Genomic DNA, 14,028 nt, shown 5'->3' on the forward strand with positions numbered 1-14,028 from the left:
CACGGACATTCTCAATATCATTAAGGCTATGCTCAAAGATATGTCCAAGGATATTGGTATCCACCTCAGATTCAAAATCGTATTCGGTGATTTTGCGAACGTGTTTATCTAAGACCTTATCCGAAATTTGAAGCGTATCCAAAGTTGGGTCAGCAACGAAAAGACCACCATTATAAGCATGGATTTCAGCTTTTCCGGGTCTCAACCTACCAGTATTCAGATAGCCAAAGTATAACTTGAACCTGTCATAAAGTGGTGTATAGGCATCCAGATCTTTGAGGCTGGTCCACTGATTGACGATTTCCATAATGGAATTGGGCGGGAGCAGTCCTTTGTCTTCAGCAAAAAAGATAAATAGAAACCGGTCTAGAAGCTTTTGGCTTTTCTTGTAAAGAAGCAGTTCATCCAATTCAGGATTTTTGGCTACCATATCCTGCCACAATTCCTGTTTGAAGGAGGAATAATCGGCATACAGTTGCTTGGTGATCTTTTCTTCTGCGACCAGGGATTCTTCTTTGATTTTTTTCGGGATACCGTTTAACAGGTTATCCTTTTGAAGGATCAACCACAGCAACTTAAACTCCTCCGCCTGCATCCCCAGGATAGAAAACTCCACGAAGTCCACCGCATTGTCAATATAAAACCGGAGCTTTTCAAAGTTGCTGGTAATGACATAGACACAGTCGGGTTGGTTGTTTTTGTAATTGAATGCCTGATCCCGTATTTTGTCGAGGTCTTTGGTGTCCGTGCCTTTGAGTTCGATAACTGCAAGTGCACTTCCGTTTTTAAGAATCGCTCCATCGGTTTTTTTGGCATCTTTGATATTCTTTAGCTAAGTGGTCAGATTATAATCCTGTTCAGGGTTGATGGTGTAGCCAAGGATTTTGACAAAAAGCTCCCTAAGAAATCCCTCTTGAAACTGTTCCTCTTTGGCTAGCCGTATATTTGCCCGAATATGGGGATTGTGGAAATAGGCGGCGTATAAAGCATAAGCCGCAGAGACTGCGGCTGAGTCTTGGGAAGCAAGGTATTTTTTAAGAACAGAACTTTGGAAAAGAGGCATAGGTAATTATTGGATCAAAAAAACATTTACTACTAGAAGATTCTCAAGATAAGGAAGGAAAGTAAATTTTCGGTAATTGATGAGGTAAAAGTTTGGTGGATTTGTCTGAATTAAAAATAATTAAAAAAAAAGTCCAAGTTCTGATGAACTTGGACTATTCAATTGTTGACCGACCAGGGCTCGAACCTGGACTCTTCTGAACCAAAATCAGACGTGTTGCCAGTTACACCATCGGTCAATTTTGGTTTGATTCACTATTACCTTCTTTTAAGGTGCCACAAATGTAGGGGTACTTTCTTTTTTATGCAAGCCCGATTTGTAAGATTTTCGGCGGATCATTTTAATTGCTTTAATGTCAGCGCTAAAAGTAAAAATATTATTTACCCGTCAGCATGTACATAATGGCAATAAAGTGGAGTATGGTGCCTGCCAAAACAAATAAATGCCAAATCGTATGCCCAAACCTCATTTTTTGGCGGACATAGAAGATGGTTCCTACGGTATAGCTGATTCCCCCTGCGGCAATCATGGTAAGGGTAGGAGTGGAGAGGGTTTCCAATAAAGGCCTCACCAAAAACACGCCCATCCATCCCATGGATAAATAAAGAATCAGAGAAGCTTTCGGAAATTTATGGGTATAGAATATTTTGAAAACAACCCCAAATGCAGTCAATCCCCAAATTATCCCAAAAAATACCCAACCAAAAGTACCTTGTACGCCAAGCAGTAGGAAAGGGGTATAGGTACCTGCAATCAGAAAATATATCCCAATATGGTCAAAGGTTCTTAGCCAAGTTTTTATTGTCAGTTGCTGGGTTGCATGGTAAAGTGTGGAAAATGTATATAGCAAAAGGATAGAACCTCCAAAAATGCTACAGCTGACGATATGAAGCGTGCCTCCATTGAGCACTGAAAATGTGACCAACAAGGCAATGGCTATCACACTGAACAATATCCCAAATCCATGTGTAATGCTATTTGCAAATTCCTCCTGAAGACTTTGTTTTCTTTCCATATTTTACTTCGAAATTATAGAAAATAAATATAACTATAAAAAATTTTAACCAAATAAAGCTAACGGAATCGATTGTATTTTAAATTTATATTATTAAAAGGCTGATTATTTTGTATTTATGGAAAATTTCCTTTTGTTTTGTCATGGAATTGAAAATCTTAAAAGATAGAATTTAAACCAAAATTAATAATATCATGTCAGTAAAAATTTCTGAAAAAACAATTGTTTCGACTCTAGAGAAACTCGAAAAATTGAATTTAGACGAGAAGCTTCATGCAGAGCTTTCCTGGTGCTGGAACAGCTATGTAGCAGACCAAAATCCTGTTGGAGTTATCGAAAAAAGCAAAAAGGCTTTAGACCTTCTTAAAGCTAAAAGGGAAGAAAACAGCAAGGCTGTTGCAAAGAAATTGGTTGAAGATTTGGAAAAAATCGCTCTTAATTAATTTTTATCCTCGAATTTTAAAAAAAAAGGCTTTCAAATTGAAAGCCTTTTTTTTTTGGGGTTTGTAGTGAATTATTCACCTACAACTACAAATTTGACTGCGCTCTTCACTTCTCTGTGAAGATCAACTTCAGCTTCAAATTCTCCGGCACCTTGAACAGGCATATTGATGGAGATTTTCTTTCTGTCTATATCGATACCATTGGCAGCCAAGGCATCAGAAATCTGAAGCGTAGTTACTTTACCGAAAATCTTACCGGAATCACCGATTTTTGCTTTGATTTCCAATGTCATTTCAGAAAGTTTTTCTGCAATGTTTTCAGCTTCGGTTTTGATTTTCTCTGCTTTGTGGGCAGCTTGCTTGATATTTTCAGCTAGGATCTTTTTGTTTGATCCGGTAGCAAGCACTGCATAACCCTGTGGGATCAGGTAATTTCTACCATAACCTGGCTTGACATCCACCATGTCGTTTTTATATCCAAGTCCTTTTATGTCTGTTTTAAGAATAATTTCCATCGTCGTACAATGTTAAATATGAATGAATTGAACAAAAACGGATTATTTCAAACCGTCAGTCACGAAAGGCAGCAATGCCAAGTGTCTTGCCTTTTTGATGGCATTTGCCACTTTTCTTTGGAATTTGGCTGAGTTACCGGTCAATCTTCTCGGAAGGATTTTCCCTTGTTCATTGACGAATTTCAAAAGGAAGTTGGGATCCTTGTAATCGATATATTTGATCCCGTGCTTCTTGAATCTACAGTATTTTTTTCTGTTTTCTACTCTGTTGATCGGTTCGTTTCTAAGTGTCATTGTGCCGGCTCCTCCTTAGCTTCTGCTTTTTTGTTAAATTCACCTTTTCTTCTTCTTTCTCCATAAACAATCGCATGCTTATCAAGAACAGTAGTCAGGAAACGCATTACTTTTTCGTCTCTTCTCAATTCAACTTCGAACTTTTTGATTAGAGTCGGTTCTGCTAAGAATTCTACCAATACGTAGAAACCTGTGCTTTTTTTGTCAATTGCGTAAGCCATTTTTTTAAGGCCCCAATTTTCAACATTGATGATTTCTGCCCCCTCAGTTTTTAACAAGTTTATAAACTTGTCCACGGTATCCTTCATCTGAACATCAGACAAAACGGGAGTAAGGATGAATACCGTCTCATAATTTTTCTGGAACATAAATATTATTTTGCTTTGTTTTTATTAAACAGACCGCAAAAGTAGAGGAATATTCGTTTTTATCCAAATGGAAGGAAAAAGAAATGGAGATGGCCAAAGGTTTTCTTCTTGGAAAGTTCAGGTTTTTATAAAGCTGTCAAAGTGATCGGTAATTCAAATTTGTGATATGTTAACACTAATACTTAAAGGTTATCACCATCGGGAAAAGATTCACATTAACCTTCTTTGTGTCTCCCGGATGAATCGGGACAAGTTCTGCGGGAAAGATTGTCAATTCATCCTTAACATAGCACTAGCAAGTTCTGAACCCAAAAAACTTGTAAACCATTTATCAAAAAGTTGGAGAAACAGCCCGATCAATTGAAGTAATTTGCGTGATATATGCGATTTCCACCCGGAATTTTCTGTTGTGCTGTTTTGGCCTTGGGCTTATTCAATCCCATCTTTCAGGGTCTGGCACAAGATCAAATGTCTTTGGGGGCATACCGTATAGCGCCTGGTGAAACAATTGTTTTGGATGGGAAATTGGATGAAGATTTTTGGGAAAATACAGAAATGGCATCTGATTTTTTGATGATGGAGCCTGTAGAAGGATCTCCTGCCTCCGAACGAACAATTATCAGAGTTGCCTTTGACGAACAATACCTGTATATAGGGGCCCGGTTTTATGATTCCGAACCGGATCAAATCAAGGCTTTCCAACGGAGAAGAGACATGTCATTGCTGACCGATGACAGGTTTGCCTTTATTTTGGACACCTATAATGATCAGCGTTCTGCCTATTATTTTGAAATCAACCCATTGGGTCTGATGAGTGATGCCCTGCTGCGTGTAGGTCAGGGCACAAGGCTGATACCTGCATGGGACGGTATATGGAGAGCCTGGGTCAGCAGGGATTCAGAAGGTTGGTCAGCAGAGATCAGAATTCCGTTCATGACCCTCAATTTTGATCCCAATGCAGAGGTTTGGGGGATCAATTTTTTGAGAACCATCAGAAGGAAAAATGAAGAAGTCCTTTGGTCAGGTCACCGACGCAATCAGGGTATCCTGAGACCACAGGATGCCGGAAAACTAACAGGATTGAGCGGCATCAACCAAGGGATTGGACTGGAAGCGATTCCTTATGGGATAGTCTCGGAGGTCAGGCAAAGGCCCGATCCGGAAAGTCCCATACAAAATGAATTCCGGTACAATGCCGGTGGTGAATTGAATTACAATATCTCTCCCAATCTGAAAGCAGGCATTACTGTAAACACTGATTTTGCCGAAACCGAGGTGGATGACAGGCAGATCAACCTGACACGATTTCCGCTTTTTTTTCCGGAAAGGAGGGCTTTCTTCCTGGAAGGTTCCCATATATTTCAGTTTGCGCCTTCCAGTAACCCCAATCCTTATTTCAGCCGGAGGATTGGCCTGCAGGACGGAAGGCCTATTCCGATCCGGTATGGTGCCAGGATGATAGGGAGGATCAACAATACGGATGTAGGATTTCTTCATGTCCGTACCGGAGAAAGTCAGGAAAACTCCGGAGAGTCCTTTACGGTAGGCCGTGTAGTCCAGAATTTTGCGGGTGAAAGCACCATTGGCATCATGTACACCAGAAGGGATTCAGAAGAAGATTCCTTGCAGACCAGACAGACTATAGGCGCAGACCTGGGGCTCAATACCTCTAAATTTCTGGGCAACAAAAACCTGCAGTTTGAGGCTTTTATGGCGGCCCATACCGAAACCGAATTCGGAGATACCTCCAACCTCTGGGACCGGTCAGTCCGGGGTGGCAGGATCAATTTCCCCAATCAGCCCTGGGAAGCGCATGTCAGTTACAGGGAATTTGGCATCAACTATGACCCGGCCGTGGGATTTGCCCCAAGGGTAGGATTTCGGCGACTTCAGCCCTCCATCAGCTATAGTCCCCTTATCGGAAAAAGTGCCATTATCAGGGAGCTGAGCTGGCAGTATTATTTCGAATATCTTATGGAAATGGACTGGAGGCCCGCTACGGTCAATCACCGCTTGCAGTTATTGGGCATCAGGTTCGAAACAGGTGATATCCTGCAATTTGAGGTCAATCATAATTATGAATTCCTGGATCATACATTTGATATCCTGAGAAACGGGGAGTTTGTCATTCAGCCTGGTGATTACTACAATTTGGGCTACAGCATTTCGGCCCAATCAGCGAACTTTAGAAAAGTGGGAGGCGAATTTACACTTAGAAAAGCTGGTTTTTGGACCGGTGAACAAACTATGATCACTGCGGACTTGTTTGTCAGGCCTTTTGTGGGACTGAACATGACCGGAAGCTGGATCCACAGCAGGGTAAGGCTGGCTGAAGGGGACTTTGACACACATCTTTTTCGTTTGATCACGGCTTATGATTTTTCCCCCTGGGTTTCCCTCAACTTCAATATCCAATATGACAATGTCACCAATTTTTTGGGTACCAATACCCGTTTTGCCTGGGTTATAAGCCCTGGAAATACCTTTTTTGTAGTGTACAACCAGAACTGGCGAAACTACATGGAAAGGTTTATTTCCATGGAAGCGAACACCAATATGAAATTGACATATACTTTCAGATTTTAAGAAATTGGCAATGACATAAATCGGAGCGGTCGTCATGCTACAAAGGAAGCATCTCACGAGGAACAGGAAATGTTAATAATTGTAACTCAAACATAAATAGGACCTCTGGAGATCCTTCGTGCCTACCAATGACATAAATCGGAGCAGTCGTCATGCTGATCCCGATGGCTATCGGGAGAAGCATCTCATGAGGTTCAGGAAATGATAAATATGAACACAAATAGAACCTCTGGAGATTCCTCGTACCTACCAATGACATATATTCATATTGATGGTTTAGAACTATAAATAGCATTCAATTCTTTAAAGGACTTTGCCTTGTCACCTCGACGTCAGGAGAGGTCTATGGCCTGATGTCATTACCAATTCTGAACATTTTAATAATGTTGGGGACTCGGGATGACGCCTGCCTAATGTAGATAGGGATAACCTAATGTCATTCCTTTTCTGAACATTTTAATAATGTTGTGAACTCGGGATGACGCCTGCCTGCCGTAGGTAGGAGAAATTTGATGTCATTACCTATTCTGAACATTTTCAAAATGTTGTAAACTCGAGGTGACAAGGCAAAGTCATTCTCAATAGCTGTCCTTGTTTTGATGGAGTGAATCAATGATTAGTATTTTTTTTCATAAAGCAGTTTTTAAAAAAAAGCCTTTCCGAATCGGAAAGGCCCAATATTATATAATTAATTAATTTTACAATTTTGTAATATTCCAATCCGCCACGGCGGACAAGTAATTCTAATAATACCTCCCAATCATCGGATGGTCCACAATCGCTCTCCTAAGTTCCAAAGCTTTTATTTCGCCCATCTTCTTATAGGCAATATTTCCACCCGGTTCGATCAAGAGGGTGATGGGGAGACTGCCATCCCATTCTTTGCCAACTACATCAATGACCGCATATTTGTCTTCGGTATCTATCAGGTAGTTGGGAACAGCCGAGTATTTGCCTTTAAGGAATTTCAAGACTTTATCTTCCTGATTGGGATTGTCCATGCTGAGGGAGACAAACTGAAAATCCCTGCCTCCATACATCCTTTGAATCTCTATGAATTCAGGGTATTCGACCACACATGGGCCACACCATGTTGCCCAGAAATTGATCAGCATTAGGTTATCGGTGGGGTTTTTCAAAAGGTCAGCCAATCCTGAAGGCGAGATTTTTTGGACTTCTACCGGCTTTTCCTTCCATTCTGCATTTACTTTTATGGTGTACTCATTTTTCCAGGCCCATTTGGTCGAGCAGCCAAAGGCCGGAGTAATGGCCTTGTCAGAATCCAATGCTTCTCCGGCCAAAGTCTTGTCAATGGCCATTCTCAGGTCTTCGGCATTTGCTGTTCCGGGTTTTTCGGAAGTATCCAAGCGGCCTGAATAGGAGAGTTTTCTGTCTTTGTCAAATACGAAAACATGTGGGGTAGCCGTAGGTCCATAAGCCAAAGAATATTCATGGGTATCCCCATCATAGAGATAGGGGAAATTATAGTTCATGTCCACATACCTGATTTGCATACTTTCAAAATCATCATCCAGATCGGAGTAGCCCAATTCCTCGGGCAATATGCCAATCGGACTGTTGGGAGAAATTCCCACAAAGGCTACTTTCTTACCTGAATAATCGTCAACAACGTCATTGAACCGTTCTTCATAAGCCTGTGCTGTAGGGCAATGGTTGCAGGTAAAATATACGACAAGGGCATCGGAATCACTGAAATCATCAATGGATACAAATTTGCCATCGACATTTGGAAGCTTGAAATATGGGGCTTTGTCACCTATTGCAAGTTTTCCTACAGGTTGTTCTGCTATTTCCTGTGGATTGGGAGTAAAGCCTTCTTCAACTTTTTCGGAAGATTCTGATTCTTCAGTTGATGAACCACAGGCCCAAGAAAGGCCCAAAATGAGCACAATTAGAAATGTGGATAATTTTTGATTCTTCATCTTCATTTGGTTTGAAATTATTAAATTTATTTTAAGTAAAGGATTTATGATTATCGCTGATGTATATCGGCAAGGATACAAATAAAGGGCAAAATCAATCAGATTCTAGGCCCGACCATGGTTTGCTGCTTACTTCCGACTTCGGTCTTCCGTCTTCCAGCTATTTCACATAGTTTGCTTTAGCGAGATAATCAAAACTCTGCTTTACACTTTCTATGGGTTCGAAATTGTACCTTTCTACTTCCACAAAGTAATCTTTCATCCCCTGTGCATAGGCTGCTTCAAAAATTTCCTTAAAGTCCAATGTACCACTTGCACCGATTTCTTCTTCATCTTTGATGTGAAGAACGGGGAATCTTCCTGGATATTTTTGGAGAAAGTCCACAGGATCCTGTCCGCCTTTTTGCGCCCAATATACGTCAAGTTCATAGCAGACCAATTTCGGGTCGGTATTTTCAATCATGAAATCCATCATCATTTTCCCTTCGATGTTTTCAAACTCCCGGGCGTGGTTATGAAATCCGAACATCATTCCGGATTTTTTGGCCACTTCTCCTATTGCATTGTAGTAGTCGCACCAAACCTTTAATTCATCCAAGGTTTTTGGAATCGGCATAGAAGGTTTGATGATATATTTTGCCCCCATTTTTTTGTGGTCAGATACAGCCTGCTTCCACCAGTCCATGGCTTCGTCTTTTTTGGCCGGATCATAACTTCCAGGTCCTCCTATATGGGCACTTTTGAGTTTCATTCCCAAGTCTGAAATATATCTTCTAAAGAAAACAGGTTCCATTCCGTACACTTTCCCTTCCGCATAATTGGCTGTTTCCAGACTTTTATATCCAATTGAAGAAACGAGCCTTAATGTATGTTGGGGATCCTCTTTCATGTCCTCCCTTAAGGAATATAACTGGAGTCCAATAGGAAGCTTTTTGCCATATGGCAAAGCAATCAAATCCGTTGGTTTCAATATCGTTCCCAACGCCAAAGCCCCGGTAATTTTTAAGAAATCTCTTCTCTTGTTCATAGTAATCTGGTTTAGAGTTTATATCCGTTTTCGTAGTTGTAATGCAATTTAGCAGCTGCTTCCCAGTCATTTGGGAAAGATTGTTTGATGGGATCCCAATCCAATGGTCGGCCCAGTTCATTGGCAATGTTTCCGATCGTACAGACCACGCAGGTGCTGTGTCCGATTTCTACAGGGACAATAGGATCTTTTCTTTTCACGACCGAATCTATAAAGTCCCAATAATGTGGAGGGTATCCGGGATTAGGCCTTTCCATGGTGGGTTTAAGACTTTCATCTGAGGATTCGAAATTCCCGCGGGAAACCTTGATCCAACCTTTTTCTCCAATAAATTTAACACCTTGCCGGCCTTCATCAAAAGGTCCCACAATCATTTCAGTTCCGTTGGCATAATGGTAGGTCAAAGGCTTTCCATCTTTTCCCGGGAAGACTTTTACCGGCCCGCTCCTGTCCATGCCCAGACCCCATTGGGCAATGTCAAACATGTGCGCCCCCCAGTCTGTCATATAGCCACCTCCTGTTTCGCGGTACCACCTCCATGCACCCCAGAGTTTTTCGTCTTCTTCAGGATTCAAAGAAATTGGAGGGTTTAGTTTTTCGTTAAAAGCCAATTTTGGAAGTGGCCCTAACCAAGCGTTCCAATCCAGACCTTTTGGAATTGGCTGGGCTTCCAGGTCATAGGGAGTAGGATGTTCGGGTTGTCCGACATGGACCAAAACCTGTTTGATTTTACCTAATCTCCCCTTTTGTACCATCCTTGCCGCATGTTGAAAATTGAGATCAGAACGCTGTTGGCTGCCTACGGCCAGCACTATGCCATTACTTCGGACAGCTTTTATAAGTTCTTGCCCCTCCTTTATAGTTAAGGTAAGGGGTTTTTCCAGATATACATCTTTACCCATCTTGCATGCATCTATGGCCATTAAGGCATGCCAATGGTCAGGAGAGGCTATGACCACCGCATCGATGTCCGGTCTTGCCAAAAGATCCTTGTAATCTTTATAAACATCCACTTTTGGGGATGCTTTGCCGAGTTCATTGCTGATCTTTTCGACACGTAGTTTGAACCGTTCTCTTTTTATTTCATATACATCTGCACAGGCCAAAACTTCAACTCCGGGGATTTTCATCATTCCGTTCAATAATCCCATCGCCTGTCTCCCCACCCCAATAAATCCAAGGCGTATCTGATGAATGTCTTCAGAAATCGAAAAATTTGGGTTTTTTGCAAAAGCAGTTTTAGGTAAAAATGAAAGACCTGTTGCACTTATAAGAGAGGTCCCCAGAAATTTTCTCCGGGAAAAAACATTGTTTTTCATACTATAATGGGTTTAGGTTTAATTGCGGGTATAAATTTAGTTGACAAATAATCAAATGTTTTGATAATTTGTAACTCTTTGATAAGATTAGTATAATAATAATCTAATTTGACCTTTCATAAAAATTTAAATTCATAAATGTCCTATTCTTCCCTCTCTAGTTTGATAAAAGGCTTTAATCTTTATTTGTAAGGTAATGAAAAATAAACCCAAAATTCTTGTCATTGGTAGTGCCAATATGGACATGGTGATCAAAACAGATAATTTTCCGGTCCCAGGGGAAACGATAATCGGCGGGCAATTTTCTTTGATTCCCGGGGGCAAAGGGGCCAATCAGGCAGTGGCCGCAGCAAGATTGGGTGGAGAGGTAAGTTTCCTCGCACAGTTGGGTGATGATGTATTTGGGGCTCAGAATCTGGAAAACTATCAAAAGGAAGGGATCAATACTTCGTTGATTAAGCTCAATCCCGGGAAACCATCAGGGGTTGCACTGATAACAGTGGATCATACAGGGGAAAACACCATCATTGTTGCACCTGGTGCAAACGCATCACTATCAGTAGATGATATCCATGCGGCAAGAAATTTTTTTGAAGTAGCAAATGTGATATTGATCCAATTGGAAATTCAGCTTCCTGTGGTGTTTGAGGCCTGCAAATTAGCCTTTAGTCTAGGTAAAAAAATCATCCTGAATCCCGCTCCGGCAACTGATCTACAGCCGGAAATTTTCCCCTTTCTTTTTATGATTACACCCAATGAAACAGAAACTGAGCGATTAACGGGTGTCAAGGTGTTTGATGAGAAGACAGCCGAAGATGCCTCTGAGATACTTATGGCAAAAGGAGTCCAAAATGTCATCATTACGATGGGTTCGGCAGGGGCATACGTTCATACCGGTGAGTTTAAGGGAGTAATTCCTACAAAAAAAGTAAAAGCCTTGGATACTACTGCGGCAGGAGATACCTTCAACGGAGCTTTGGTAGTGGCTTTAGTCAATGGAGATGGAATAAAAGAGGCTGTTGATTTTGCTTTAAAGGCCGCTACCATGTCTGTCACAAAGATGGGTGCACAAAGCTCTATTCCATATTGGAAGGATTTATAAGATCAATCAACTAAATAAAAAATAGTTTCATTCCTTATTCGATATTGATTGATATTTAGTTGATATTGGGATATTGTAGGGTTGAATCTATCGTAGATTTTATTCTATTTATCCTCAAAGGTGAGATACCAAATATTCATTGAAAATTAAAGATTTCTATATAACCTAAAAAACCATGAAAACCATTATTTCGAGTCTAATTATATTGATTATTATGTACCCCTTTCTTTGTTCCTGTGATCAACCGGATAAAGTGAGGATAATATTTGATACCGATGCCAATAATGAATTGGATGATCAATTTGCTTTGATGTACTTATTGGCCAATGGTAAAAGTTTTGATGTGGAGGGAGTCACTGTCAACGCTACCAGAAGCGGTGGAAATATCAGGGAACATTATGACGAAGCCCAAAGAATCATGAAATTGGCGTTCTCTTATGATAAAGTTCCTTTGTTCAAGGGGGCGGATGCTTCTTTTGAGGAAATTAGTCCAACCTTAAATGATGCAAATTTTGATGGAAAAGCTGCAGTGGATTTTATTGTCAAAGAAGCCAATGAAAGAAACCGAAATGATTTGGTGGTGTTGGCCGTGGGAAAATTGACAAATGTGGCACTTGCCTTGAAAAAGGATCCATCGATTGCTTCCAAAATGAGGGTTGTTTGGCTGGGTTCCAATTACCCAAAGCCGGGAGAATACAATCAGGATAACGATACAGTATCAATGAATTTTATCCTGAATACTAGAGTGCCTTTTGAAATGGTCACTGTCCGATATGGAGAATCCTCTGGCACAGATGCAGTCAAGGTAACACAGGAAGAAATCAATACGCGGATGCCCGGAATGGGACCGAAAACAAATAAGCCCATCACAGGAAGACATGGCGGCGAATATTCAACTTTTGGAGACTATGCGGTGAGTTTGTTTGAGCACATTGAATACCATGGAGACCCACCTTCAAGGGCTTTATTTGATCTGGTGGCGGTTGCCATCTTGAAAAATTCTACTTGGGGAGAAGAAACAGAAATTCCGGCGCCGATTCTGATCAACAATCAATGGGTGGAAAGGCCCCAAAATCCCAGAAAAATAACCCTTTGGGAGAATTTTAACAGGGATGCCATTATCAATGACTTTTATCTTTCCCTTTCCAATTATCATATTGTACAACCCAAACTTTAAGCCATGTATATCATTGAATCCTATTCTCTGGCGGTCATATTCTGTATCATTACGATGCTATGTTGGGGTTCCTGGGCCAATACCCAAAAACTTGCAGGAAGCAGTTGGAGGTTTGAACTTTTCTATTGGGATTATGTGATCGGGATAGTGGTGTTGTCATTGATTTTTGGGTACACGCTGGGAAGTACCGGTGAATATGGACGGAGTTTTTCGGAGGATTTGTTTCAGGCAAGCATTAAGAATTATGCTTTGGCTTTTGTTGGTGGAGTGATTTTTAATCTGGCCAATATTCTGATCGTCGCGGCAATTGCCTATGCAGGTATGTCAGTGGCTTTTCCTGTGGGTATCGGATTGGCATTGGTCCTTGGGGTACTCGTGAATTATATTTCAACCCAAAAAGGAGATCCGGTTTTACTCTTTATCGGAGTTGCTTTAGTGGCATTGGCTATTGTTCTTGATGCATTGGCATATCAGAAACTTGCCAAATCCAACCGAAAAAACCCCAAAGTGGGTTTGGCATTGGCATTGGTCGGGGGCTTTCTGATGTCGTTTTTCTATTTCTTTGTTGCCCAGTCCATGTCTTTGGATTTTTCCAATCCTGAAGGAGGGAAATTCACTCCTTATGGAGCCGTATTTGTATTTTCCATCGGGATTTTGATGAGTAATTTTATCTTCAATACCATTTTGATGAAGAAACCGATTGAAGGAAATTCACTATCAGGAGCAGATTATTTTGCAGGAAAACCATTGGTTCATCTTGTGGGCATTTTAGGAGGTATCATTTGGTGTGTAGGTATGTCATTCAGTATTCTTGCTGCGGAAAAGGCAGGACCTGCTATTTCTTATGGTTTGGGTCAAGGGGCCACGATGATTGCGGCATTATGGGGCGTATTTATCTGGAAGGAATTCAAAAATGCTCCGAAAGAAACCAATGTGCTGATCGGTGGAATGTTTGTATTATTTGTATTGGGATTGGGGCTGATTGTATATGCGGGGGTTTAAAAAGCCTCCTCAACATCATATTTCCAAAGGTAAAAGTTTGCCCTTTCCATGCCTTCAAAGGACCTGCCGGGATTGGTCCGGATGATGACACGCTTGCCTTCATCATCTGCCAACTTTACCATTTGATGGCTTCCGAAATAGGAAATCTTGACGATTTTACCTATTAATTGTTGT

Annotated in this window: 13 protein-coding genes, 1 tRNA gene and 1 pseudogene; 5 read left to right on the forward strand and 10 right to left on the reverse strand. The window is 41.1% G+C overall.

From position 1 onward, the window contains the following. From ACEW8O_RS07395 to ACEW8O_RS07410, 4 genes and pseudogenes are all read right to left on the reverse strand, one after another. Positions 1-616, reverse strand: a pseudogene (locus ACEW8O_RS07395) (restriction endonuclease subunit M); the annotation flags it as partial. A 216-nt stretch (positions 617-832) separates the two neighbouring features. Next, positions 833-1,063 (reverse strand): hypothetical protein, encoded by a 231-nt coding sequence (locus ACEW8O_RS07400; RefSeq protein ID WP_373493983.1) that lies wholly within the window; start codon positions 1,061-1,063, stop codon positions 833-835. 165 nt (positions 1,064-1,228) lie between these two features. Then, a tRNA-Gln gene (locus tag ACEW8O_RS07405) sits at positions 1,229-1,301 on the reverse strand. Positions 1,302-1,439: 138 nt separating this feature from the next. Beyond that, positions 1,440-2,078, reverse strand: coding sequence for a hemolysin III family protein (locus ACEW8O_RS07410; protein ID WP_373493984.1), 639 nt, complete (start codon positions 2,076-2,078; stop codon positions 1,440-1,442). 194 nt (positions 2,079-2,272) lie between these two features. On the opposite strand from ACEW8O_RS07410, the gene ACEW8O_RS07415 reads away from it, so the two are divergent. Continuing rightward, on the forward strand, positions 2,273-2,521 hold the full coding sequence (locus tag ACEW8O_RS07415; protein WP_373493985.1) for a hypothetical protein: 249 nt from the start codon (positions 2,273-2,275) through the stop codon (positions 2,519-2,521). Between the two features lie 71 nt (positions 2,522-2,592). On the opposite strand, the gene rplI is transcribed toward ACEW8O_RS07415, so the two are convergent. Genes rplI through rpsF form a run of 3 tightly spaced genes read right to left on the reverse strand, consistent with a single transcriptional unit; the run spans position 2,593 to position 3,698 of the window. Beyond that, positions 2,593-3,036, reverse strand: coding sequence for a 50S ribosomal protein L9 (gene rplI, locus ACEW8O_RS07420; protein WP_373493986.1), 444 nt, complete (start codon positions 3,034-3,036; stop codon positions 2,593-2,595). Positions 3,037-3,078: 42 nt separating this feature from the next. Beyond that, positions 3,079-3,330, reverse strand: coding sequence for a 30S ribosomal protein S18 (gene rpsR / locus ACEW8O_RS07425; RefSeq protein ID WP_293016533.1), 252 nt, complete (start codon positions 3,328-3,330; stop codon positions 3,079-3,081). After that, a complete protein-coding gene (gene rpsF / locus ACEW8O_RS07430; protein WP_373493987.1) occupies positions 3,327-3,698 on the reverse strand; it encodes a 30S ribosomal protein S6 in 372 nt (123 codons plus the stop codon). Before rpsF ends, rpsR begins: the two co-directional genes overlap by 4 nt. A gap of 381 nt (positions 3,699-4,079) precedes the next feature. Between rpsF and ACEW8O_RS07435 the strand changes: the two genes are divergently transcribed. Further along, a complete protein-coding gene (locus ACEW8O_RS07435; RefSeq protein WP_373493988.1) occupies positions 4,080-6,284 on the forward strand; it encodes a DUF5916 domain-containing protein in 2,205 nt (734 codons plus the stop codon). Between the two features lie 743 nt (positions 6,285-7,027). On the opposite strand, the gene ACEW8O_RS07440 is transcribed toward ACEW8O_RS07435, so the two are convergent. The 3 genes from ACEW8O_RS07440 to ACEW8O_RS07450 all read right to left on the reverse strand — a co-directional run bounded on the left by ACEW8O_RS07440 (position 7,028) and on the right by ACEW8O_RS07450 (position 10,573). Continuing rightward, positions 7,028-8,227, reverse strand: coding sequence for a redoxin domain-containing protein (locus ACEW8O_RS07440; RefSeq protein ID WP_373493989.1), 1,200 nt, complete (start codon positions 8,225-8,227; stop codon positions 7,028-7,030). A 160-nt stretch (positions 8,228-8,387) separates the two neighbouring features. Continuing rightward, positions 8,388-9,254: a sugar phosphate isomerase/epimerase family protein gene (locus ACEW8O_RS07445; RefSeq protein ID WP_373493990.1), complete on the reverse strand. Its 867-nt coding sequence runs from the start codon at positions 9,252-9,254 to the stop codon at positions 8,388-8,390. Positions 9,255-9,265: 11 nt separating this feature from the next. Beyond that, a complete protein-coding gene (locus ACEW8O_RS07450) occupies positions 9,266-10,573 on the reverse strand; it encodes a Gfo/Idh/MocA family protein (RefSeq protein ID WP_373493991.1) in 1,308 nt (435 codons plus the stop codon). A gap of 196 nt (positions 10,574-10,769) precedes the next feature. Here ACEW8O_RS07450 and rbsK point away from each other — a divergent pair, with 196 nt between their 5' ends. From rbsK to ACEW8O_RS07465, 3 genes are all read left to right on the forward strand, one after another. Then, positions 10,770-11,675, forward strand: coding sequence for a ribokinase (gene rbsK, locus ACEW8O_RS07455; RefSeq protein ID WP_373493992.1), 906 nt, complete (start codon positions 10,770-10,772; stop codon positions 11,673-11,675). A gap of 175 nt (positions 11,676-11,850) precedes the next feature. Continuing rightward, positions 11,851-12,852 carry a nucleoside hydrolase gene (locus ACEW8O_RS07460; RefSeq protein ID WP_373493993.1) on the forward strand — a complete coding sequence of 334 codons (1,002 nt, stop codon included), beginning with the start codon at positions 11,851-11,853 and terminating at the stop codon, positions 12,850-12,852. Between the two features lie 3 nt (positions 12,853-12,855). Continuing rightward, positions 12,856-13,854 carry a GRP family sugar transporter gene (locus ACEW8O_RS07465; RefSeq protein WP_373493994.1) on the forward strand — a complete coding sequence of 333 codons (999 nt, stop codon included), beginning with the start codon at positions 12,856-12,858 and terminating at the stop codon, positions 13,852-13,854. Positions 13,855-14,028: the final 174 nt, after the last annotated feature.

This window comes from Aquiflexum sp. (genome assembly GCF_041749095.1).
Taxonomy (GTDB): domain Bacteria; phylum Bacteroidota; class Bacteroidia; order Cytophagales; family Cyclobacteriaceae; genus Aquiflexum.

Excerpts from the sequence above, each read along its gene's own strand:
- ACEW8O_RS07410 (WP_373493984.1), bottom strand. The coding sequence starts at position 2,078 with ATGGAAAGAAAACAAAGTCTTCAGGAGGAATTTGCAAATAGCATTACA.
- rbsK (WP_373493992.1), top strand. The coding sequence starts at position 10,770 with ATGAAAAATAAACCCAAAATTCTTGTCATTGGTAGTGCCAATATGGAC.
- rpsR (WP_293016533.1), bottom strand. The coding sequence starts at position 3,330 with ATGACACTTAGAAACGAACCGATCAACAGAGTAGAAAACAGAAAAAAA.
- rplI (WP_373493986.1), bottom strand. The coding sequence starts at position 3,036 with ATGGAAATTATTCTTAAAACAGACATAAAAGGACTTGGATATAAAAAC.
- ACEW8O_RS07415 (WP_373493985.1), top strand. The coding sequence starts at position 2,273 with ATGTCAGTAAAAATTTCTGAAAAAACAATTGTTTCGACTCTAGAGAAA.
- ACEW8O_RS07400 (WP_373493983.1), bottom strand. The coding sequence starts at position 1,063 with ATGCCTCTTTTCCAAAGTTCTGTTCTTAAAAAATACCTTGCTTCCCAA.
- ACEW8O_RS07445 (WP_373493990.1), bottom strand. The coding sequence starts at position 9,254 with ATGAACAAGAGAAGAGATTTCTTAAAAATTACCGGGGCTTTGGCGTTG.
- rpsF (WP_373493987.1), bottom strand. The coding sequence starts at position 3,698 with ATGTTCCAGAAAAATTATGAGACGGTATTCATCCTTACTCCCGTTTTG.
- ACEW8O_RS07435 (WP_373493988.1), top strand. The coding sequence starts at position 4,080 with ATGCGATTTCCACCCGGAATTTTCTGTTGTGCTGTTTTGGCCTTGGGC.
- ACEW8O_RS07440 (WP_373493989.1), bottom strand. The coding sequence starts at position 8,227 with ATGAAGAATCAAAAATTATCCACATTTCTAATTGTGCTCATTTTGGGC.
- ACEW8O_RS07465 (WP_373493994.1), top strand. The coding sequence starts at position 12,856 with ATGTATATCATTGAATCCTATTCTCTGGCGGTCATATTCTGTATCATT.
- ACEW8O_RS07450 (WP_373493991.1), bottom strand. The coding sequence starts at position 10,573 with ATGAAAAACAATGTTTTTTCCCGGAGAAAATTTCTGGGGACCTCTCTT.
- ACEW8O_RS07460 (WP_373493993.1), top strand. The coding sequence starts at position 11,851 with ATGAAAACCATTATTTCGAGTCTAATTATATTGATTATTATGTACCCC.